Source organism: Celeribacter sp. (assembly GCF_048270365.1).
In the GTDB taxonomy this organism is placed as follows: domain Bacteria; phylum Pseudomonadota; class Alphaproteobacteria; order Rhodobacterales; family Rhodobacteraceae; genus Celeribacter.
The window spans coordinates 161,389-183,209 of the sequence record NZ_JBLWTA010000008.1 but is presented as its reverse complement, the minus strand read 5'-3'; the positions used below and the strand labels follow the sequence as shown (position 1 = coordinate 183,209).

Here is a 21,821-nt window from a genome sequence, read left to right as displayed (position 1 = left end):
TAAAGGGAGGGGAGCCCAATATGGCCACAGATAAAAAAACTGCGGATACCTCCGGGCCGCTGCTGATCAAACGCTACGCGTCTCGGCGGCTTTATAACACGGAAACGTCGGACTACGTGACGCTCGAAGACATCGCGGGATTTATCCGCGAGGGGCGTGACGTGCAGATCGTCGATCTGAAGTCCGGCGATGACCTGACCCGTCAATATCTTTTGCAAATCATCGCGGAACACGAAAGCCGGGGCGAAAACGTGCTGCCTTTGGGCGTTCTAACCGATCTGGTGCGCAGCTACACGACCGACATTCAATCCGTCGTGCCGCAATTTCTGGCGCAAAGCTTTGACATGCTGCGTCAGGGTCAGGAGCAGATGATGCAGAATTTCGGCACGCAAATCCCGGGCTTTGAGGCGCTTCAGGCGCAGCAGGAAGCGTTCATCAAGGCGATGACCGGCGGTATGGCAAGCGGCATGGGCCAAAACTGGTCGGGGCCGAGTGCTGAGCCGGAGGAGACCAAGGAAGACCTGAGCGAGATCAAGAAACAGCTCGCCGATCTTCAGGACAAGCTGTCGAAGATGAAATAAGCGGCCCGCTTTGATACTCATGCAAACCCTGATCCCGAGGATCAGGGTTTTCTTTTTTCTGTGAAGTTTTTTGAGTATTCATGACTGCAATGAAGGCAGGAGGCAGTTGGGATGAGTGACAAGGTTGGGCGGTTGACCCTTTGGGGGGTGGAGGTGTTTCTTGCCGTGGCCGAAGAGGGGTCGGTCTCTGCCGCCGCCAAACGTTTGGGTGCCTCGCCCTCCGCCGTGTCGCAGCAAATCTCGAACCTGGAAACCGCGCTGGGCACAGAGTTGATCAACCGGCGCGAACGCCCGATGAGCCTGACGCCCGCGGGGCGCGTGCTGCGGCGTCGGGCGCAAAGTATCCTCTTGGAAGCGGCCCGCGCGCGCTCCGAGATTGCCGGGCTGGATCTGAGCCATCTGGGGCAGTTGCGCTTGGGGATGGTCGAGGATTTCGAAGCCTCCGTGACGCCGATGATGATCACGCAGATGGCGGATCAACTGACGGAGACGCGGTTCGAATTGGAGACCGGGCCCTCGCATCGCCTGCTGGATCGGTTGGAAAACCGCGCGCTCGATGTGATCGTGGCGGCGGAACTGGGCGAGAGTGCCGAGTGGTTTGAGCGGCATCCTTTGTTGCAGGACCCCTTTGTCGCGGTGGTGCCGAAGGGCCAACATGATGCGCCGGGAAAACTGCCCTTGATCCAATACACGCGCCGCCATGTGATGGGGCGCATGTTGGCGGAGCATCTGAGCAGCGAGGGGATGACGCTGACACATCGGTTCGAGTTGGACAGCTACCGCGCGATTTTAGCGATGGTGGCAGGCGGTTCGGGCTGGACGGTTCTGTCGTCTTTGGGCGTGTTGAACGCCGGGCGGTATGCCGATGAAATCGAGGCCATTCCCTTGCCGGTCGCGCCTTTGTCGCGGAAAATTTCGCTCACCGTGCGGCGCGACGGGATGTCGGAAATGGCCACCGAAATTGCCAAGCAGTTGGAGCCTTTGTTGCAGGACCAGGTCGTCGATCCGGTGGTGGCGCAATATCCGTGGCTGGGCGGTTATCTCAAGCTGTTGTAACGCAAAACGCCTCCCGCGCGGGGAGGCGTTTTCTCATTTCTCGGGGCAGGTTTACTCGGCGGCGACTTTCACCGCTTTGACCTCGGCTGCAGCGGAGATCAGCGCGTCGGCGATGAAATCGCAATCCTCTTCGGTCAACCGCGCAGGCAGGCGGGTGTCGCAGGCCTTCGACAGCATCTCGCGGGTTTTCGGAAGCTCGGGCGTCTCGCCCAGGAATTGCCAGTTCCAAAACGCACGTGCGTTGTCGGTTGAGAGGCCAAAGACCTGCACCGACACGCCACGCGCTTTCGCGGCATTCTGAAACGCAATGGCCTCTTCGCGGCTGAAATCGACGAGGTTGAATTGCAGGCTGTCGGGCGCGCGGACCTCTTTATCGAGCTTGGCGGGCACAGTCAAAAACGGCGAGCTTTCCAGACGCGCGGCGGTGTAATCGTGGTTGCGACGACCGTCGGCCACACGACGTGCAACTTCACCCAACTGCGGACGCACGAGGGTCGCGGACATGTTCGACAGGCGCGTGTTGTAGAGCGGCAGCTGGTTCTGCCATTTGGCAAAGGCCTCGGCCAGCGCATTGTCACGCTGCGGGTTGTGCTTGCCCCAATTGTGCTCATAGGCGCCAGACATGATGACGGCGCGGGCCATGACCTCGGGGTCATTGGTGATCATGATGCCACCTTCACCCGCGTTCAACAGCTTGTAGGACTGGAAGGAGAAACAGCCGATCTTGCCGATGGTGCCGATGTTCTGCCCGTCCCACACGGTACCGAGGGAGTGCGCGGCGTCTTCGATCAGCGGGATGTTTTTCGCGTCACAGGCGGCTTTGATCGCATCCATATCGGAGGTGTGGCCGCGCATGTGAGAGATCATCACGGCGTCGGCGTCTTCGACCTTGGCGTGGAAATCGTCGAGGTCGATGCGGTAGTTGTCGCCGCATTCCACGAGCACCGGTTTGCAATCGGCATGCACGATGGACGACGGCACCGCGGCAAAGGTGAAGGCGGGGATCAGGACCTTGGCGTCGCGCGGCAGGTTCAGGGCCTTCAAGGACAGGAACAGAGCAGCGGAGCAAGAGGCCACAGCGAGGGCGTATTTTGCGCCCAGCATCTCGGCGAATTCCTGTTCCAAAAGGGTCACGGGGGCGTCTTTCGCAGCCGTGTAGCGAAACAGATCGCCGGATTTCAGCAGCTGTTCGACGATGGCGCGCGCCTCTTCCGGGATCGGTTCGGCATCGTAGACATTGGGCCCGAGACTCATATTTTCACCTTTTTGAAATTCTTCTTTCGGATTTACTGTAAGTGTTCGGCGGTGAAAAATCTAGTGCTGCGCGTCTGGGGCGGCGGAATTTCGCAAAAAATTCACAAGCTGCGATGCGAAAGGATTGCGCATGAAAAAGGGGCCCGAAGGCCCCTGATTTTAGACGCGATACCCTCAGACATTGAGCAAAAGATGCTCGCGCTCCCAGGGGCTGATGACCTGAAGATAGGCATCGTTTTCGGCGCGTTTGACCTGAAGGTAGACGCGGACGAAATCCGGGCCCAAGACATCCTGCATCTGCGTGGAGCTTTCCAAAAGATCGAGCGCGCGCGACAGCGTGTCCGGGATGCCATCGGCAGATGCGTAGGCGTCCCCGATATATTCCGCGCGCGGTTCGCGACGCTCGATGAGGCCGAGATAGCCACAGGCCAGAGAGGCCGCGATCGACAGATAGGGGTTCACATCCATGCCCGGCAGACGGTTTTCGATCCGCCGTGCCTCGGGGCCAGAGATCGGCACGCGCAGCCCCGTGGTGCGGTTGTCGCGGCCCCATTCGAGGTTGATGGGGGCGGCGAAATCGCGGACGTAGCGGCGATAGCTGTTCACATAGGGCGCGTGCATGGCGATGGCGGAGGGCGTGTGATTTTGTAGCCCCGCGATGAAATGCATGAAGGCCTCGGATTCCGAGCCATCCGGGTTAGAGAAAATATTCTCGCCCGTGTTGATGTCCACGACCGAGTGGTGGATGTGCATCGCCGAGCCCGGCTCGTCCTGAATGGGTTTCGCCATGAAGGTCGCGAAACAATCGTGACGGAGCGCAGCTTCGCGGATCAGCCGTTTGAAGTAGAACATCTCATCGGCGAGCTTCACAGGATCGCCGTGCCGCAGGTTCATCTCGATCTGACCGGCGCCGCCTTCTTGCAGGATGCCGTCGATCTCGAGACCCTGCGCCTCGGCAAAGTCGTAGATGTCATCGATAATGGGCCCGTATTCGTCCACCGCCGACATGGAATAGGCCTGACGCTGGGCCGCGCGGCGACCTGTGCGACCAATCGGCGGTTCAATCGGCTGGTTGGGGTCCACGTTGCGGGCGACGAGGAAGAATTCCATCTCAGGCGCAACAATCGGGTTCCAGCCCTGATCGTGGTAAAGCTGAACCACACGTTTTAACACGTTGCGCGGGGCCGTGGGCACCATCTCGCCTTTTTGATCCAGCACATCGTGGATGACCTGAAGCGTCAGGTCCCCGGTCCAGGGCGCGGCTGTCGCGGTTTCGAAATCTGGGACCAGAACCATGTCGGGTTCGGTAAAGGGCGCATCGGCGTCATCGACCCAATCGCCGTTGATGGCCTGAAGGAAAATCGAGTTCGGTAGGTAAAAATGCGTCTGTTTGGCGAATTTCGCGGCGGGCATGGCCTTGCCTCGTGCGATGCCGGACAGATCGGCGACGATACATTCCACCTCATCGAGCCTGCGCCCGTCGAGATATTCCAAAGCGGCTTCGGGCAGTTGGTCGAGAAACTCCATCAGATCAGGGCCTCCCGCCCTTGTTCGAGAAACGCGGCCATGAGATCGGCGAAGCGTTTGTCATCGGTCGGTTTGTCGTTTTCATCTTTCGCCCGCGCGATCAGATCGGCGGGGTAGGCGGGATCATTCGCGCGCGCCTTGAGGTAGTCGGCGATGATCGCTGGGCCAAGCTCCGGGTGCGGTTGGATGGTCAGGATGCTGTCATCATAGACCAGCGCCGCGTTGGTGCAAAAATCATTGCCGCCCAGCACTTCGGCGCCTTCGGGCAGGCGGGTGACCTGATCCTGATGCCAGGCGTTCAGGTGAATATGTCCCAAAGGCGGGATGTCATAGGCCTGCCGCCCGACGGCCCAACCGCCAGTGTATTTCTCGACCGTGCCGCCCAGAGCCTTGGCGATGATCTGATGGCCGAAGCAGATGCCCAACATCCGACGGCCAGAGGCATGGATGTCGCGGATCAGCGCCACGAGCGGTTTGATGAAAGGGTGGTCCTCATAGGCGCCGTGTTTCGAGCCGGTCAAAAGCCAAGCGTCGGCGTCCTCGGGGCCTTTCGGGAAGTCCATATGCTCGACGTCCCAATATTCATAGGAAAAATCCGGGCGATCAAACAGGCGTTTGAACATCAAAGTGAAATCCCCGTGAATTTGCGCGACGGGGTCAGGCGCGTGTCCGCATTGCAGAATGCCGAGTTTCATAAGTCACCAAAAGCGTTGGAATGGCCCGACGCTAGCGCTTCGCCGCAGGCCCGACAAGGGGGCATGCAGTGAAACGCTAGGATTTGATCAAATATCGGGAAGCCCGCTTAAACCGTGTCCAGATAGAGCTCGACCTGCTCCTCGGGCGTCAGCTCGGCCCAGTCGCGAAGCTCCTGACGTTTGGTCAGCGTCAGGTTGCGCACCAGCTCTTCGGGGAAGATGCGCTTCATCACGGGCGAGGCCGCAAAGGTGTCGATCGCGGTGCCCCAGTCGCCGGGCATTTCCGGCAGACCCTGCGCATAGGCGTTGCCGGTGATCGTAGGGGGCGCTGTCATTTCGTCCTCCATACCGATGAGCGCGGCGCCCAGAATGGCGGCGATCATCAGATGCGGGTTAACGTCTCCGCCCGACACGCGATGCTCGATGCGACGGGCCTTGTGCGAGCCGCCCGGCACACGCACGGCGGCCGTGCGATTGTCATAGCCCCAACAAATCCGCGTCGGCGCATGGGCGCCCGGCACGAGACGGTCGTAGGAATTGCCATGGGGCGCGAACAGAATGGTCGAGTCCGGAATGGCGGAAAGGCAACCCGCGATGGCGTGACGCATCATATCGGTGCCCGCCGTCGAGCCATCGTCAAAAATGTTGTCGCCGTTTTCATCGAGCATCGAGAAATGGGTGTGCATGCCGTTGCCAGCGTATTCGTCATAGGGTTTCGCCATGAAAGAGGCGGCGAACCCGTGTTTGCGGGCCAGCCCCTTGACCATCAGTTTGAAAAGCCAAGCATCGTCAGCGGCTTTCAACGCGTCCGGGGAATGGGCGAGGTTGATCTCGAACTGGCCAAGACCCGCCTCGGAGATCGCGGTATCCGCCGGAATGTCCATCGCTTCGCAGGCTTCGAACAGTTCAGAGAAAAAGATGTCGAAGGCATCAAGCGCCCGCAGCGCTAGCGTTTCCGCCCCCGGACGGCGTTTGCCAGAGCGCGGAGAGCGCGGGATGCGCAGCTGACGCGAACTGTCGTCGATCAGGTAGAATTCCAACTCGGTCGCGACCACGGGGGTCAGGCCCCTGGCCTTGTAGCGCTCCAGCACGCGCGCCAACGCTTGGCGCGGATCGCCGTCAAAGGGGCTGCCATCTTCGCGGAACATCCACATCGGCAAAAGCGCGGTCGGCGCGCCCTGAAGCCACGGCAGGGGCAGAAAGCCGCGTTCGGTTGGCAAAAGCACCCCGTCCTGATCGCCGGACTCAAAGACCAGAGGGCTGTCCTCAATGTCCTCGCCCCAGATGTCGAGGTTCAGAACCGAGAGCGGAAAGCGTGTGCCTTCGGTTTCGACCTTATCGGCAAAGCGCGCCGACATGCGTTTGCCTCGGGCCTGACCGTTGAGGTCGGCGGCTGCGACGCGAATGGTTTTGACATGGGGGTTCTGGGCAAGCCAGCCGTGGGGGGAGATCATGAAAGCACACTATCTGAAGATTTGCGACATAAGCCGGGGGCGTTTTGTGCGGCCCTGCGGCAGGTGACGGTTCAGCCGTTTTCCGATCAGGCCAAAGACAGTGATGATGCAGAGTGTCACCAGCACGAAATAGCCTGCCAAAATCGGATAGGGGATGAAGGGGTTAAAGGTCTTGTCGGCAAAATAGGAGGCGTAATAGAGCGCGTCGCCTTTTTGCTGCAAGGCGGGGAAGCCGGAGAAGAACACCAGCGTGGTGGAGTGAAAGATAAAGATCGCCTCATTGGTATAGGCGGGCCAAGCAAGGCGCAGCATGGTCGGCCAGACGATCTTTTGATACCGCGGCCAGCCGGAAAAACCATAGGCATCGGCGCTTTCCAGATCGCCTTTCGGCACGGCCATGAGCGCGCCAAAGAAGATCTCTGCGGAATAGGCGGTGGTGTTGAGCCAGAGGACGATGGCGGCGCCGAACCAGGCGTCGGTGAGATTGCCGAAGATCGGAAACGCCTGTTTGAGGCTCAGGAAGAGGAAGTAGCCAAAGAAGAACTGGATGAACAAAGGAGAGCCGCGGAACACGAAGATGAACCATTCGGCGGGTTTGCGCACGGCCTTGTTCGAGGAGGCTTTCGCGAGCGCAATCGCCTGCGCCGAGAAAAAGCCCAAAAGGATCGCCAGGAGGCCGAAATAGATGTTCCACAACATGCCCGAACCGATCAGTGTCACCTGATCGCAGAGCGTGATGTCGGTCGTGGGCAAGCGGCGTTCGCCAAAGCCCAAAGAGCGGAAGGCGTAGCTTGCGATGGTCTCAGAACAGCTCATGCGCCCGCTCCCGCTTTGCGCATGGCTTCGCCTGCGGCGGTGGCCTGACCGCGAGACAGCTTTCGCGTGATGCGGCTGAGCGCGATTTCGGAGACTTTGGTGAACAGCAAGTAGAACACCAGAAGCCCAAAGAAATAATACATCCGCCAGTCGCCATGCGGGTAGTCGGTGAAGCGCGCGGTCTTGGTGCCGCCCAGCTCCTTGGCCCAGTATACGACGTCTTCGACACCCAGAAGGAACAGCAACGGCGTGGCCTTGATCAGCACCATCCAGAGGTTCGACAGACCGGGCAGGGCATAGGTCCACATCTGCGGCACCATGATACGCCAGAACGTCTGGCGCTTGGTCATACCGTAGCTTTCTGCGGTCTCGATCTGGCCATGGGGCACGGCCTTGAAACCACCTGCGATCACATTGCCGGCGAAGGCGCCAAAGACGATGGCAAAGGTCAGCACCGCCAGCGCAAAGCCGTAAATCTGGTGATAGACCTCAGGGGCGGAGTTCTGCGGCAGCTTGGCTGCGGCGCAGACGACGAAATCATTGCCCTGACGGATCGGCTGATCCCAGTCAGAACAGAGAACCTGATGGCGCATCCACTCCAGACCCTGGTCGAGCGCGATGACGAAAAACAGGAAAAACGCGATGTCCGGCACGCCGCGCACGATGGCCATATAGAGGTTAGACAGCCATTTCACGGGAACAAGATGCGACCGGGAACCTGCTGCTGCGCCAAAGCCAAACCCAAGCGCCAGAGGCGCGGTGACCGCCAAAAGCAAAAGCACCGTCCCGAAGGAGGCGTAGAAAGACATGTGCTTTCCTGTTGTCAGGTAACAGCTGAGCCAGGCAAGGCGGTCAAGCGTGTCAGGATCGGCGCAATAGGAAAAGATGGGACACCTGTTTGGCGGGGATCGGGAAAGGGCAGGGCGCGCGTTCGCGCCCCGCCCGAAATGTTACGAGATGGGGTTATTCGAAGACCGGGCTGTCTTCGCCCAGATATTCGAGGATCATCTCGTTAAGCGTGCCGTCTTCCTTCATGGAGGCGATGGCCGTGTCGAATTTGGCGCGCAGTTCCGGGTCGGATTTGCGGAAGCCCATGCCGATGCCGATGGACAGGGCGACGTCTTCCCCCACCCACATGGCGGTGCCTTCATCGACCACGGGCACGAGCGTGTCTTTGTCGGCAAAGACCGCATCCGCTTCGCCTGCGAGCATCGCGGCGAGGCTGTCTTCGAAGGACGGGAATTCCAAAAGGGTGGCGCCGGTGTCGACAACATGCTGAGACTGGATCGTCGAGGCCTGGGCCGCGATCACGCCACCCTCGAGGTCCACACCCTCAGACATGGCGGCATAGGAGGAATAGGACGGTGGGGTGTAGTTTTGGGAAAAGTCGATCTTCTCCTTGCGAGCGTCGGTGATCGACATGCCGGCGATGATGGCGTCATAGTTGCCGGACAGAAGGTTCGGGATGATCGAATCCCAGTCGTTGGTCACCCATTCGCATTCCAGTTCGGCGCGGGCGCAAAGCTCGTCGCCCAGCACGCGCTCGAAACCTCCCACTTCGCCGTTGTCGTCGATGTAGTTGTACGGAGGGTAGGCGCCCTCGGTGCCCAGACGGATGGTCTCGGCGGAGGCAGCGCCTGCCAAAAGGGCGAGGGCGGCGGCGGAAAGAAGGATGTTCTTCATGTGAAATCTCCCATTGGTAGCGCTTATGGTTAGGCCGGAACAGTCGCGCTGAGGAACTGTTTGAGCCGTTCGGATTTGGGCGCGCCAAAGAGGTCGGACGGGTGGCCCTCCTCCTCGATCAGCCCCTGATGGAGGAACACCACATGGTCGGAAATATCCGCGGCCATGCGCATGTCATGGGTCACGATGATCATCGTGCGGCCCTCTTCGGCCAGCGCCTTGATCACCTTGATCACCTCTTGTTCGAGCTCGGGGTCAAGCGCGGAGGTGGGTTCGTCGAACAACAATGCCTGCGGCTCCATGCAAAGCGCTCGGGCAATCGCCGCCCGCTGTTGCTGGCCGCCTGACATTTGCGCCGGATAAACGTCGCATTTGTCGCCGATGCCGACCTTGTCGAGATACATCCGGGCCTTTTCTTCGACCTCCTTGCGGTCACGGCCCATCACCGTGATCGGCGCTTCCATGACGTTTTGCAGGATGGTCATATGGGCCCAGAGATTGAACTGCTGGAACACCATCGACAGGTTGGTGCGGATGCGGGTGATCTGTTTGCGATCCGCCGGGCGACGGTGCAGGCCTTCGCCCTTCCAACTGATGGGTTCGCCATTGAACAGAATCTCGCCCTTCTGGCTGTCTTCCAACAGGTTGGCGCAGCGCAAAAGCGTGGATTTGCCCGACCCCGATGAGCCGATAAGCGAGGTCACATGGCCGCGGGGCGCGGTCATGGAGACGCCTTTCAACACTTCGAGGTCTCCGTAGGATTTGTGCAAATCACGGATTTCGATGACGGGCGTTTCGGAATTTGAATCTTTGGTCAGCATTGCCAAGAGTTAGGGCTAATCTTTCGGCAGATGCAACAATCATCAGCAGAATGCCGCAGCGTCCCGCCGAGTTTTTGATCAAATCTAAGGCTCTCGCCTAGGGCTTAGGCGGGTTGGGGGCGATTCAGAGAGGTGATCGCGTGCAGGTTGTTTGGAGTTTCCGGTCGCAGAGGAAGACGATTCCCCGCTGGGGACGTCTTTAAAAGCTGGCTTATAGGCTGGCCTCAACCCGTTGCCGCGCCAGCGCGCTGTCCTGATCCTTGACGCCCAAGAGGTTCGCAACCAGACGCAACAAAGCGTCCTCATCCTGATCGCGCACCCCATCGGCCAGAACGACGGACCACAGCCCCTCGATCACATGGATGCGCTCCTCATAGGGCACGGCGTCCTTGAGCGCGCGGGTGAACCGCACCGTGTCGGGGGCCTCGGATTCCAACTGTTCGGCCTCGGCACGCAACGCGGAGGCCTCAAACGGCCCAAGCTCATAGCGGGTCATCAAGAGCTTCTCGATCCGCTGCGCCTCTTCGGGGGCATAAACACCGTCAGAGCGGGCCACGCGCACCAAAAGCGCGGCCATCGCGCGGCGCGCATCACTGTCTTTGAGCGGCTGAGGCGCCGGTTGCAGCAGGGTTTTGAGAAAATCGCCAAACATAAGGGAGGATATAGGGCAGGGCGCGGGCTTGGGGAAGCCTCTGCGGGCATCACGTTCTCGCGCGCTAACACAAACGCCCGCAAGGCTGCGGGCGTTCGATCATAAGGCTCAGTATTTCCGCGGCACGTAAAGCTCCGGCGGCAACACGGCGCGCTCGTAGTCTTTCTTGTAAATCCGTTCCGGCAGATGCACATCGTCATGTTCGATCTCGTGATAATCGAACATCGACAAAAGGTGGTCGATGCAGTTCAATCGCGCGCGTTTCTTGTCGTTGCCTTCGACGATATACCACGGCGCCTCGGGGATATTGGTGCGGAAGAACGTGTCTTCCTTCGCCTTGGTGTAATCCTCCCAACGGATGCGCGATTGCAGGTCCATGGGCGAGAGTTTCCACTGTTTCATCGGGTCGTGAATGCGCATGAGGAATCGCATCTGCTGTTCCTCGTCGGTGATCGAAAACCAGTATTTGATCACCTTGATCCCGGAGCGCACCAACATGCGTTCGAATTCGGGAACGTCCTGAAAGAATTGTTCGACCTGATCTTCATCGGCAAAGCCCATGACGCGTTCGACGCCCGAACGGTTGTACCACGAGCGGTCAAACAGAACCATTTCACCCGCTGCCGGCAGGTGCGGCACGTAGCGTTGGAAATACCATTGCGATTTTTCCCGATCAGACGGCGCGGGGAGCGCCACGACGCGCACGACACGCGGATTGAGGCGCTGGGTGATGCGTTTGATCACGCCACCTTTGCCCGCCGAGTCGCGGCCTTCGAACAGCACGACGACCTTTTGGCCGGTCTCTTCCACCCAATCGTGCAGCTTGATCAACTCCGCCTGAAGCCGCAGCAACTCACGGAAATAGACCGGGCGTTCGAGCATGTCGGGATGCTCTTTCTGGTAAATCTTCTTGATTTCACGAGACAGGATGGAGTCTTCAAGCTCAATCTCCCATTCCTCGTCCAGCGTGTCCGCGAGTTCCGCTTCCAGCCAGTCCTGGGCTTCCTTGTCAAAGCTCATGATGCGCTCCTGTCTCCCATGTCTAAAACCGCGTGGCGCGGCGCAAATTCTTTGCCGCTTTAACCACTCATATATGACGGTTTCTTAATGGAAAAGGATCGGCAGCAGAGAGGCAACCAAAAGAGCGGCCATTGTCCAGTTAAACGCCACCAAACGGCGTGGATTGGTCAGAATGCGACGCATTTCCTGACCGAGCCAGGCCCAGATGGTGATCGCGGGCACGTTCATGAACATAAACCCGATGGCGACGATCCCCGCCGCGATCCATGTGGTGTCCTGCGCGTAATTGGTCTGCGCGCCGATCGCCATGATCCAGGCTTTCGGATTGACCCATTGAAAGGCAGCGGCTTGCAACAGGGTCATCGGTTTGCCGTCCGCTTCGCCCTCCTTGGGCGCGGAGGCATGGGCGATTTTCCACGCCAGCCACAGCATATAGAGCACCGCGACGACCAGCATGACCTGACGCAACAGCGGAAAGGTTTCAAAGGCTTCGGCCAGCCCCAGTCCGACGATGAACACCATTGAGGTGAACCCGAGCGTGATCCCGGTCATATGCGGCAGTGTCCGTTTCAGGCCAAAGTTGGCGCCAGAGGCCAGAAGCATCAGGTTGTTGGGTCCCGGCGTGACCGAGGTGACGAAAGCGAAAGCCAAAAGGGCGAGGAAGAGTGTCATGTCCATGGCGGCGAGATTAATCTTTCTCTTGTGCAATGGGCGTGCAAAGGTCGTGTATGAATGTAGATATTTTGCACGACATCACGGCTATGGATCAAATTGACGAAAAGATATTGCGCGAACTGGCGCGGGACGGGCGATTGAGCAATCTCGATCTGGCAGACTGTATCGGCCTGTCGCCCTCTGCCACCTCACGGCGCGTGAGCGAGTTGGAGCGTCTGGGCGTGATCCGGGGCTACCGGGCGGTGATTGATCGCGATCAGGTCGGGCAGGGGTTTCTGGCCTATATCACCGTGGGTCTGTCCGTGCACAACAAGGCCTCGCAAAAAGGCTTTGAGGCGGCGATGGAGACCGCTTTCGAGGTCAAGGAATGCCATAATATCGCGGGGGCGTTTGAATATCTTCTGCGCGTCGAGGCGGCGGATTTGAATGCCTACAAACGGTTTCACACCGAGGTTTTGGGCACGGTGCCGAATGTCGCCGCAATCACCTCTTATATCGTGATGGAAAGCCCGAAAGACCTGCGCGGGTGATCCGTTTTTATTGAGTCTTTCTTGCTGCTATGAAGGGACAGGCGTGTTAGGCCGGGGCAACAGGAGGCCTCCCCATGTATCGACCGAACAATTCCGCCATCGACGATCCAGCTATGCTGCGCCATGTGATGGCGGAGATCGGCTTTGCCGCGCTTGTCACGCCGCATGACGAGGGCATCGAGATTTCGCATGTGCCGGTGGTGGTCTATGAGGCCGCCGGCGAGACCGTGATCGAGACTCATCTGGCGCGGGCCAATGCGCATTGGAAACTGGCGGGCGCGCGATCTGTGCTGATTTTTCAAGGCCCGCAGGCCTATGTCTCGCCGTCGTTTTACCCATCGAAACAGGTGGATGGCAAAGTCGTGCCGACCTGGGCCTATATCGTGGTCCATGCCCATGGGGCGTTTGAGGCGTTCAATGACACGGAAGGGTTGGGGGCCCATCTTGAGGCGCTGACCCGCCGGCATGAGGCGGGTCGTGCGGAGCCCTGGACCGTGTCGGACGCGCCTGTGCCCTATGTGGCGGCGTTGAAACGTGGCATCGTGGGGTTGCGGTTCCGGCCAGAGCGGCTTGAGGGCAAGTGGAAGGTCAACCAGCATAAGAGCGCCGAAGATCGTCAGGGCACCTATCAGGGGCTGATGCAAGCAGGCGAGCAGGGTGTCGACCTGGCGCAGGCTTTGGCGAGCTTTTCGGCGGGGACTGCCCCTGAATGATATGGCGCGTGATCCGGCGCGCCTTTCGATTTTTGTCACGACATAGGCGTGAAATCAATTTTATCGCAATCATCCGGCGCTAAGCTGGGGTCACGTTGTTCCGTCAATGCGAAAGGTGCAGGCCATGCTTCAGGACAAAAAATCCGATCTCGACTCGGAGAAGCAAAAGAAAATTCTGAGCCGTCTGGTGAAGGTGCTCAGCGAGGAGCACCCTGAGCTCTATTACCAACCGACTGCCGAGATTGCGGGGCTGGTGATGGGGATGATCGAGGAGGGCAAAAGCCTCAATGGTGAAGAGCGGCATCTGATGCAGCGCCTGTCCTTGCGCGACATTGAGGTACTTCTGAGCCTGCATTGAAGACGAAAAAAAGGCGCCCCGAAGGACGCCTTTGTATCTTTTCCGATGCGGTTGACGATTATACCAAACGCGAATTCTCTTTCGCCGCGCGGATGAAGTCGCGGAACAGCGGCGCGGGCGCGAAGGGTTTCGATTTGAGCTCCGGGTGATATTGCACCCCGATGTACCAAGGGTGATCCGTGGCTTCGACAATCTCAGGCAGGCGCCCGTCCGGCGACATGCCGGAGAAGATCAGGCCGCATTTTTCAAGCTGTTCACGGTATTTCGTGTCCACCTCATAGCGGTGACGGTGGCGTTCCTCGATCTTGGTCGATCCGTAAATCTCGGCCACTTTCGAGCCCTCTTTGAGCGAGGCGGTGTAAGCGCCCAGACGCATGGTGCCGCCCTTGTCGTCATCGGCCTTGCGCTGCACGGTGTGGTTGCCCTGCACCCATTCCTTGAGGTGGTAAACCACCGGCTCGAAACGCTTTTTTCCGGCTTCATGGTCGAATTCCTCGGAACCGGCAGAAGGGATGCCCGCCAGATTGCGCGCCGCTTCGATCACCGCCATTTGCATGCCGAGGCAGATGCCGAGGTAGGGCACCTTGCGTTCGCGGGCGAATTGCGCCGCCTTGATCTTACCTTCCGTGCCGCGCTCGCCAAAGCCGCCGGGCACGAGGATGGCGTCAAAGCCTTCGAGATGCGGCGCGGCGTCTTCATGCTCGAAGGTTTCCGCATCGACCCACTCGACATTGACCTTCACCCGGTTGGCCATGCCGCCATGGGTGAGTGCTTCTGCGATGGATTTATAGGCGTCTTCGAGCTGGACGTATTTGCCGACGATGGCGACTTTGACCTCGCCTTCGGGGTTGAAAATCCGGTCGGCGACGTCGTGCCAAGTCGAAAGATCGGGCTTCGGCGCGGGCGCGATGCTGAATGCGTCGAGCACCGCCTGATCGAGACCTTCGCGGTGGTAGGCGAGCGGCGCCTCGTAGATGGATTTCAGATCGGGTGCTGCGATCACGTCCTCTTTGCGGACGTTACAGAACAGGGCGATCTTTTCGCGCTCTTTCTCCGGGATCGGATGTTCGGAGCGGCAGACAAGCACGTTCGGCTGCAACCCGATGGTGCGCAACTCTTTGACGGAGTGCTGCGTCGGCTTGGTCTTCAACTCGCCGGAGGCCGCGATGTAGGGCAGGAGCGTCAGGTGCATGAAGATACACTGGCCACGCGGGCGGTCTTGGGCGAACTGGCGGATGGCCTCAAAAAAGGGCAGGCCCTCGATGTCGCCCACCGTGCCGCCGATCTCGCAGAGCATGAAATCGACCTCATCATCGCCCACGGCGAGGAAGTCTTTGATCTCGTTGGTGACATGCGGAATCACCTGAATCGTCTTGCCGAGATAATCGCCGCGACGCTCTTTTTCCAACACATTGGTGTAGATGCGCCCGGAGGAGACGGAATCGGTCATGCGCGCCGAAACACCGGTGAAACGTTCGTAGTGGCCGAGGTCCAGATCGGTCTCCGCGCCATCGTCGGTGACGAAGACCTCGCCATGCTCGAACGGGCTCATCGTGCCGGGGTCGACGTTCAGATAGGGGTCCAGCTTGCGCAACCGCACCGAATAGCCACGGGCCTGCAACAAAGCGCCCAAGGCGGCAGAGGCGAGGCCTTTGCCAAGAGAAGAAACCACACCGCCGGTGATGAATACGTAGCGTGCCATGGGCTGGAGATGCTCCCGTGATAGTCCGAATTTTTGGTCTTAACGTTGCTCCAATGACCATTTGCGCCGATCTTTCGACCGGCTGGCCTCTGCTCAAAACAACGGTGTTCACGGGATTTAAGAAGTAACAGATTCGGCCACCCCGCGCAACCAAACCGCAACATGTTGAGGGGAATTCCCCCTCAACTCTCAAGGTCTTGTTAATCTTTGAAGATTAGGCCGCGCGCGGCCCAAGTGTTTCGTCTGCGGCTTAGTCGGCGCGCGGTGCGGACTGCGGCGCGTCCGAGGCGGACGGCGGCAAGAGATCAGCGCCAGACGGCAGAGCCGGTGCATCCGTGGTCGCGGGCTCTTCACCGTCGATCACAACCCCATCCATCACCGAAGAGCTTGCGGCTTCCTGGCGGGCCAGAACCGTGAGCGTGATTGAGGTGGCGATAAAACCGATGGCGAAAATCCAGGTCAGTTTGGCCAGCGCCGTCGCTGCCGCACGGCCGGTCATGACGTCGCCGCCACCGCCCATGCCAAGACCGCCACCTTCGGATCGCTGCAAAAGCACAATGCCAATGAGGCAGAGCGCGAGGATCAGGTGGATGACGAGGATGACATTTTCCATGGATCAGGCCTTTGGGGTCGTTCGATGGGGCTACTTAAGGGGTCTCATGCCATCGCGCAACCCCGAATGGAGGGGGCAAAGCCGCGTGGACTTGTCTTTCCCGTGATCCATGACATTTTGAGCGCATGAGCACCCCTTTTTCGATCCGCCCCGCCACCCTTGAAGATGCCCTGCCGATTGCCAAGGCGCAGGTCGCCGTCTGGCGTTCCGCTTATCGCGACATCCTGCCGAAGGCGCTGATAGATCGGATGACCGTGCCGGATCGTGAAAAGGGCTGGCGGCGCATCCTTGAGTCTTATGAGACCTCCGGTCGTGGTGCGGTTTTTGTCGCCGAGCAAGAGGGCAAGGTCGTGGGCTTTCTGTCCTGTGGGGATCAGCGTGACGATGCGCTCTCGGATCGGTTTTCCGGTGAAATTTCCGCGATTTATGTGGAGGCCTCGCGTCAGGGGATCGGCACGGGATTGATGGCGGCGGGCGCGCAGGCGCTTTTGGACATGGGCCATAAGACCGCCGCACTTTGGGTTCTCTCCGACAATGCGGTTGCCCGCGCTTTTTATGAGAGCTTGCAGGGGGCGCAGGTGGCGGAACGTTTGCCTGAGGATGGCCCAGAGAACAACCTGAGTGAGGTGGCTTATGGCTGGTCGGATTTGGCGGAGCTGGCGCGCGCGTAACCCGCCTCGATCTCCAACAGTCTCTGTTTGCGCCAAAGCCCGCCGCCATATCCGGTCAAAGCCCCATCCGCACCGAGCACCCGATGGCAGGGAATGAGAATCGCGATCTGGTTGGCGCCATTTGCGCGGGCGACGGCACGTGACGCCGTGGGACGGGCGATGTCTTGTGCCAGGTGGCCATAACTGCGGGTCTCCCCAGCAGGGATGGCGCGCAGGGCGTCCCAGACTTGGGCGTAAAAGTCGCTGCCGTGATAGGTGAGCGGCACGGTGAATGCGGAGCGCGTGCCGTCGAAGAACTCGGTCAACTCCTGCGCCAGTTGGTCATGCACAGGCGTGCGCCCGAACCCAAGCCGCCCCTGCGCACCCTCGGCCAATTTACGCAGCTCGGTCGGCAGTGCCTTGCGGTCCATGAATTCGAGAAGATGCAGAGTGCGCGTATCCGCCACCGCGATCATCAGCCCGAGGGCCGTGTCGATCCAGTCGATGGACAAGAGCGGATCAGAACTTAAGGAACCGGGCGCGATGCCCAAAAGCGCGCCGACACGGGCGCGAAAGGCCGAGGGGGAGGAAAACCCAGCCTCAAGTCCCGCTTCCAACACCGTGCCGCCATCGCCGATCACTTCGAACCCGCGCCGGAGCCGTTCCAGCCGTGCCATCTCCAGAAAGCTCATGCCGAAATGCCGTTTGAACGCGCGGCGCACCGTGCCCCGGTCATATCCCATCTCGGTCAAATCCGCCTCGCGCCAGCGATGATCCGGGCGGGCGTTCAGCGCGGAGAGCAGTTCTTCAATCACCGGCTCGGCATCTGTAGCGGCCTTCAAGGGCTGACAGCGTTTGCAGGGGCGAAACCCCGCCTCGATACAGGCGCCGAGTCTGTCGAACCAACGGCAATTCGATGCCTTCGGTTTGCGCGCCGGGCAGGTGAGGCGGCAAAACACGCCGGTGGAAGTCACGCCCACCCAGACGCGGCCTTCAAAGCGCGGGTCACGCGCCAAAAGCGCCTTATATAAGGTGTCGGCGTCGGGCAGTTTGAAATCGGGAAGGTCGAAGAGCGTCATGTCTCCAGCCTAGCGCAGGAAAACCTCCCTGTCCGCCGGGAAAGCGGCGTGTATTTTTCGTCCCAACGGCGGGGGACGACCCGGCATTTGATTTAATGGTTTCATCGGCCCGTATGGGTCGCTATACAGCGACGGGTTTTCATCCGATCATAAGGACTCACTATGGCTAACGTCGTCGTTGTCGGCGCCCAATGGGGTGACGAGGGAAAAGGCAAGATCGTGGACTGGCTCTCCGAGCGCGCAGATGTGATCGCGCGCTTTCAGGGCGGTCATAACGCGGGCCACACGCTCGTCATCGACGGCAAGGTCTACAAGCTGAACGCGCTGCCGTCTGGCGTGGTGCGTGGCGGCAAGCTGTCGGTCATCGGCAACGGGGTCGTGCTCGATCCTTGGCACCTCGTGAAAGAGATCGCCTCGATCCGCGAGCAGGGCGTCGAGGTCACGCCTGAGACCTTGATGATCGCGGAAAACACGCCGCTGATCTTGCCGATCCATGGCGAGCTGGACCGCGCCCGCGAAGAGGCCGCAAGCAAAGGCACCAAGATTGGCACCACCGGTCGCGGCATCGGCCCGGCTTACGAGGATAAAGTGGGCCGTCGCTCCGTCCGTGTGGCCGATCTGGCCGACGAAGAGACCCTGATCGCCCGCGTCGATCGTGCGCTTCAGCACCACGATCCGCTGCGCAAGGGCCTCGGTATTGAGCCGGTCGACCGCGAGCGTTTGATCAATGATCTCAAAGAGATCGCCAAAGAAATCCTGCCCTACGCAGCGCCCGTTTGGAAAGTGCTGAACGACAAGCGCAAAGAGGGCAAACGCATCCTCTTCGAAGGCGCCCAAGGCGCGCTTTTGGACATCGATTTCGGCACCTATCCCTTTGTGACCTCGTCAAATGTGATCGCTGGTCAGGCCGCCACCGGCGTGGGTCTTGGCCCGAATGCAATCAACTATGTGCTAGGCATCGTCAAAGCCTACACCACCCGCGTGGGCGAAGGCCCGTTCCCGACCGAGTTGAAAGATGCGGATGGTCAGCGTCTGGGCGAGCGTGGCCATGAGTTCGGCACCGTCACCGGTCGTCAGCGCCGCTGTGGCTGGTTCGACGCCGCTCTGGTGCGCCAGACCTGTGCGACTTCGGGTGTGACCGGGATTTCCTTTACCAAACTCGACGTTCTCGACGGTTTCGAGACGCTGAAAATCTGTGTCGGCTATGAGCTGGACGGCAAGACGCTCGATTATTTGCCGACTGCCGCCGAAGAACAGGCGCGCTGCACGCCGATCTACGAGGAAATGCCGGGCTGGTCCGAGTCGACCGAAGGCGCGCGTTCGTGGAACGATCTGCCGGCCAATGCGGTGAAATACGTCCGCCGCGTCGAAGAGCTGATCGAATGCCCGGTGGCCTTGCTGTCCACCAGCCCCGAGCGTGACGACACGATCCTCGTGACCGATCCTTTCGTGGATTGATCCGATGGCGCTGAGCTACAAGGCCCGGCGTCGTCTGGCGCTTTTGGTTCTGGTGCTGGGGCTGCCGGGGTACATCGTGCTGGCGGTCTCGCTCGTGAACCTGTTCGAGCGCCCGTCGATCTGGGTCGAGTTCGGCATCTATGTCGGGCTTGGCGTGCTCTGGGCCTTTCCGCTTAAGGCGATCTTCAGAGGCATCGGACAGGCCGACCCGGACGCGCCGCCACACGACGATCACACCGATTAAAGCAAAGTAATGCAAAAAGGCCGCCCCGAGGGACGGCCTTTTTCTTTGGTCTCTGTCGCGTTCAGCGCGGTTTGAACCGGGTGCTCTCCGCCACGGCGAATTGACCCCGGCTCAGTTTGCGAATCTTGCCCTGACGCAGCAGTTGTCCGAAGGAGCGCAGGCGTTCCTCGACCGGCATGTCCTCGGGCATCGCCTCTTTGGCCAGATGCATGATCTGCGGACGCGTCACGGTTTCGCGGCCTTGCACGAAATTGGAAAACGCCGTGGCGGCTTCCAACAGTTCCGGCAGGCTTTCGGCGCCCAGAGTTTCGGCAAATTCGGCAAAGCTCACGCCGGTCTCGGGCGCCTCAGACGCGATGGCATCGGCCTCGTCAAAGCTTTCCGTTTCCTGCACGGCCAAAGCGGTGCGCGACACCCGGCGCGGACGCACGGGCGTGATGTTGGCGCCACCGGGAACCTCGGTCGGCGTGTCGATCCGCTGTTCGGACACCAGCATCAGCGGCGGCAGTTGCCGACGGATTTGATGCGTGCCTTCCGGGCGGCTCGGGCGGACGACGCGGGCCAGATCTTCTTTGTAATCCATCGCTTCGTCTTCTTCGATGGTGTCGCCTTTGCCAGCTTTTTCGGCGCGAATGGCGCCGACGGCGGCCTTGAGATGCTGGATCGCGTTGCGGCGGCGGGTGTTTTCGCCCTTGGCCATTTCGCGGTCCGTTTCGTCCATCAGGCGCGACATGGAAGCGTCGGAGGCGTCGAACACATTGGCGGTGTCGGCGCTGTCATCCTCTTCGTCGCTGTCGGAAAAGAGCGCAGTGTCTTCCTCGACCTCGGCCTCTTCGGTCTCGTCCGTTTCCGCGCCGATGGCGGCGACTTCGGCCAGCTCGCGCATCAGATCGTCTTCGTCCTCAGCGTCGAGGGTGGAAGAGCCCAGTTCGCGGCGCAGCTTGGCGGCGAAATCGTCATCTGCTTCGGCGGTGTCTTCGCTGTCCGCTTCGGCTTGTTCTTCGAAATCGGCACGGCGCATTTTCACGACGCGGGCGCGCACGCGGCGCAGCGGGTCGTTGGCGGTCTCTTCCTCTTCTGCGGCGTCCTCTTCGGGGCGGGTGGCCTCGGCAATATCGGCGGCCAGATTCGGGTCCATCTCATGCAGCTCGGTGTCTGCGTCCAGAACGGGCGCCTCTTCCTCTGTGGTTTCTTCGGTCAGGGAGGACAGCACATTGCCAAGGGTTTCGTCCTCATCGGCGACAGCCTCATCCGCGTCGTCTTCAATCTCTTCGAGAGCGATGGTTTCGGCTTCGGCGGTTTCAACTTCGAGGGGCTCGACCTCAGCGGTCTCACCCTGATCTTCCGCAGCGATCTCGGCGTTCATTTCGGCGAGGATGGCCGCAGCCTCTTGAAACGGAGCGGCCGTGCTGGACAGTTCTTCGGCTTCGGCTTCGGCTTCGGCTTCGGCTTCGGCTTCGGCTTCGGCTTCGATCTCTTCCTGAGCGATCTCTTCGACCGTCTCCTCGATCACGGGTTCTTCGGTGATCTCAAGGACCTCGTCCTCAATCGTGTCAACAGAGATCTCATCGAGGGTCACCTCGACGGGCGCCTCCGCGATGATTTCGTCTTCAACGATGTCTTCGATCAGCTCTTCGGCCTCTTCGACACTGTCTTCCACCGGCTCCTGAGCCAGCGGCGCGCTGAAATTCATGGCGTCGTTCTGATCTTCGACGAAATCGGCCTGATTGCGCTGGGCGACGGCGGCGCGGATGCGTTCGAGTTTGTCGGCAATCGAGCTGCCCGCAGCCAGCGCAGGCGCGGCAGAAGGCGTGGCAGCGGGGCGGGTGACAGGCTGAGCAGCGGCCGCTTTCACATCTTCTTCGGGGGCTTTTTCGACAGTTCCCGGTGCAATCTCTTCGTTCACAGGGGCTTGGGGTGCGGCGCGAGGTGTCACGGGGGCCGGAGCGGCGTTCGCCTCGTCCTGGGGCTCCCCCATCTGGCGCAGCACAAGGCCGCCCTCCTGCACACGGGCCTCAACCCGGCGCTGGATTTCCTTTTCCGCAATAGAACTCAACATCTGCGGGTCCGGCGTCGGAGGCTCGGCCCCGAAATACCGGTCGTCGGCTGCAAGATCGCGGAAATACTCCGCGATGGACCGCATCGTATTGAAGGGATCGTCGAATCCCTCCAGCGTACAGGAGAATGTCCCATAGGATACGGTCAGAATTTTACTGTCACTTACCATGCCTAAACTCGCT

At 60.2% G+C, this 21,821-nt stretch carries 23 protein-coding genes; 8 read left to right on the top strand and 15 right to left on the bottom strand.

What is annotated here, in order from left to right:
* Positions 1–20 precede the first annotated feature (20 nt).
* Both phaR and ACN0X0_RS12840 read left to right on the top strand, forming a co-directional pair.
* Complete coding sequence (gene phaR / locus ACN0X0_RS12845) at positions 21–581, top strand: polyhydroxyalkanoate synthesis repressor PhaR (RefSeq protein WP_226553046.1); 561 nt, start codon at positions 21–23, stop codon at positions 579–581.
* Positions 582–692: 111 nt separating this feature from the next.
* Positions 693–1,637 carry a LysR family transcriptional regulator gene (locus tag ACN0X0_RS12840; RefSeq protein WP_417279471.1) on the top strand — a complete coding sequence of 315 codons (945 nt, stop codon included), beginning with the start codon at positions 693–695 and terminating at the stop codon, positions 1,635–1,637.
* 51 nt (positions 1,638–1,688) lie between these two features.
* Here ACN0X0_RS12840 and ACN0X0_RS12835 read toward each other — a convergent pair whose 3' ends face one another.
* The 11 genes from ACN0X0_RS12835 to ACN0X0_RS12785 form a co-directional block, all read right to left on the bottom strand.
* Entirely contained in the window at positions 1,689–2,891 is a 1,203-nt protein-coding gene (locus tag ACN0X0_RS12835; protein ID WP_417279470.1) for a DegT/DnrJ/EryC1/StrS family aminotransferase, read from the bottom strand.
* A 174-nt stretch (positions 2,892–3,065) separates the two neighbouring features.
* On the bottom strand, positions 3,066–4,418 hold the full coding sequence (locus ACN0X0_RS12830) for a glutamine synthetase family protein (protein ID WP_417279469.1): 1,353 nt from the start codon (positions 4,416–4,418) through the stop codon (positions 3,066–3,068).
* On the bottom strand, positions 4,418–5,041 hold the full coding sequence (locus ACN0X0_RS12825; protein ID WP_417279468.1) for a type 1 glutamine amidotransferase: 624 nt from the start codon (positions 5,039–5,041) through the stop codon (positions 4,418–4,420). The genes ACN0X0_RS12830 and ACN0X0_RS12825 overlap by 1 nt, the downstream gene beginning before the upstream one ends.
* Before the next feature lie 179 nt (positions 5,042–5,220).
* Positions 5,221–6,567, bottom strand: a complete 1,347-nt coding sequence (locus ACN0X0_RS12820) for a glutamine synthetase family protein (RefSeq protein WP_417279467.1) — start codon at positions 6,565–6,567, stop codon at positions 5,221–5,223.
* 9 nt (positions 6,568–6,576) lie between these two features.
* Entirely contained in the window at positions 6,577–7,383 is an 807-nt protein-coding gene (locus tag ACN0X0_RS12815) for an ABC transporter permease (RefSeq protein WP_417262172.1), read from the bottom strand.
* Positions 7,380–8,270 carry an ABC transporter permease gene (locus tag ACN0X0_RS12810; RefSeq protein WP_417279521.1) on the bottom strand — a complete coding sequence of 297 codons (891 nt, stop codon included), beginning with the start codon at positions 8,268–8,270 and terminating at the stop codon, positions 7,380–7,382. The genes ACN0X0_RS12815 and ACN0X0_RS12810 overlap by 4 nt, the downstream gene beginning before the upstream one ends.
* Positions 8,271–8,346: 76 nt before the next feature.
* Positions 8,347–9,066 carry a transporter substrate-binding domain-containing protein gene (locus tag ACN0X0_RS12805; RefSeq protein ID WP_417262171.1) on the bottom strand — a complete coding sequence of 240 codons (720 nt, stop codon included), beginning with the start codon at positions 9,064–9,066 and terminating at the stop codon, positions 8,347–8,349.
* 29 nt (positions 9,067–9,095) lie between these two features.
* The gene (locus ACN0X0_RS12800; RefSeq protein WP_417262170.1) at positions 9,096–9,887 is read right to left on the bottom strand and encodes an ABC transporter ATP-binding protein; all 792 of its coding nucleotides are present in this window, start codon (positions 9,885–9,887) and stop codon (positions 9,096–9,098) included.
* Between the two features lie 211 nt (positions 9,888–10,098).
* Positions 10,099–10,539, bottom strand: a complete 441-nt coding sequence (locus tag ACN0X0_RS12795) for a TerB family tellurite resistance protein (protein ID WP_417279466.1) — start codon at positions 10,537–10,539, stop codon at positions 10,099–10,101.
* A gap of 108 nt (positions 10,540–10,647) precedes the next feature.
* Positions 10,648–11,559 carry a polyphosphate kinase 2 gene (gene ppk2, locus ACN0X0_RS12790; protein WP_417262168.1) on the bottom strand — a complete coding sequence of 304 codons (912 nt, stop codon included), beginning with the start codon at positions 11,557–11,559 and terminating at the stop codon, positions 10,648–10,650.
* Positions 11,560–11,643: 84 nt separating this feature from the next.
* Positions 11,644–12,237 carry a LysE family translocator gene (locus ACN0X0_RS12785; protein WP_417262167.1) on the bottom strand — a complete coding sequence of 198 codons (594 nt, stop codon included), beginning with the start codon at positions 12,235–12,237 and terminating at the stop codon, positions 11,644–11,646.
* An 83-nt stretch (positions 12,238–12,320) separates the two neighbouring features.
* On the opposite strand from ACN0X0_RS12785, the gene ACN0X0_RS12780 reads away from it, so the two are divergent.
* From ACN0X0_RS12780 to ACN0X0_RS12770, 3 genes are all read left to right on the top strand, one after another.
* Positions 12,321–12,764 (top strand): Lrp/AsnC family transcriptional regulator, encoded by a 444-nt coding sequence (locus ACN0X0_RS12780; RefSeq protein WP_417279520.1) that lies wholly within the window; start codon positions 12,321–12,323, stop codon positions 12,762–12,764.
* Between the two features lie 74 nt (positions 12,765–12,838).
* Positions 12,839–13,477 (top strand): FMN-binding negative transcriptional regulator, encoded by a 639-nt coding sequence (locus tag ACN0X0_RS12775; protein WP_417279465.1) that lies wholly within the window; start codon positions 12,839–12,841, stop codon positions 13,475–13,477.
* Between the two features lie 124 nt (positions 13,478–13,601).
* Complete coding sequence (locus ACN0X0_RS12770; protein WP_226553059.1) at positions 13,602–13,835, top strand: hypothetical protein; 234 nt, start codon at positions 13,602–13,604, stop codon at positions 13,833–13,835.
* 58 nt (positions 13,836–13,893) lie between these two features.
* Here the strand turns inward: ACN0X0_RS12770 and ACN0X0_RS12765 are convergent, their stop codons facing one another.
* Positions 13,894–15,537: a CTP synthase gene (locus ACN0X0_RS12765; protein ID WP_417279464.1), complete on the bottom strand. Its 1,644-nt coding sequence runs from the start codon at positions 15,535–15,537 to the stop codon at positions 13,894–13,896.
* Between the two features lie 250 nt (positions 15,538–15,787).
* Positions 15,788–16,150, bottom strand: coding sequence for a preprotein translocase subunit SecG (gene secG, locus ACN0X0_RS12760; RefSeq protein WP_417279463.1), 363 nt, complete (start codon positions 16,148–16,150; stop codon positions 15,788–15,790).
* 125 nt (positions 16,151–16,275) lie between these two features.
* Here secG and ACN0X0_RS12755 point away from each other — a divergent pair, with 125 nt between their 5' ends.
* Positions 16,276–16,821, top strand: a complete 546-nt coding sequence (locus tag ACN0X0_RS12755) for a GNAT family N-acetyltransferase (RefSeq protein WP_417279462.1) — start codon at positions 16,276–16,278, stop codon at positions 16,819–16,821.
* Here the strand turns inward: ACN0X0_RS12755 and ACN0X0_RS12750 are convergent.
* Positions 16,782–17,879 (bottom strand): bifunctional transcriptional activator/DNA repair enzyme AdaA, encoded by a 1,098-nt coding sequence (locus ACN0X0_RS12750; RefSeq protein WP_417279461.1) that lies wholly within the window; start codon positions 17,877–17,879, stop codon positions 16,782–16,784. The genes ACN0X0_RS12755 and ACN0X0_RS12750 overlap by 40 nt on opposite strands.
* 162 nt (positions 17,880–18,041) lie before the next feature.
* Between ACN0X0_RS12750 and ACN0X0_RS12745 the strand changes: the two genes are divergently transcribed.
* Positions 18,042–19,337, top strand: a complete 1,296-nt coding sequence (locus ACN0X0_RS12745; RefSeq protein WP_417279460.1) for an adenylosuccinate synthase — start codon at positions 18,042–18,044, stop codon at positions 19,335–19,337.
* 4 nt (positions 19,338–19,341) lie between these two features.
* A complete protein-coding gene (locus tag ACN0X0_RS12740; protein WP_417279459.1) occupies positions 19,342–19,581 on the top strand; it encodes a DUF2842 domain-containing protein in 240 nt (79 codons plus the stop codon).
* A 61-nt stretch (positions 19,582–19,642) separates the two neighbouring features.
* On the opposite strand, the gene ACN0X0_RS12735 is transcribed toward ACN0X0_RS12740, so the two are convergent.
* Entirely contained in the window at positions 19,643–21,808 is a 2,166-nt protein-coding gene (locus tag ACN0X0_RS12735; protein ID WP_417279458.1) for a hypothetical protein, read from the bottom strand.
* Positions 21,809–21,821 lie beyond the last annotated feature (13 nt).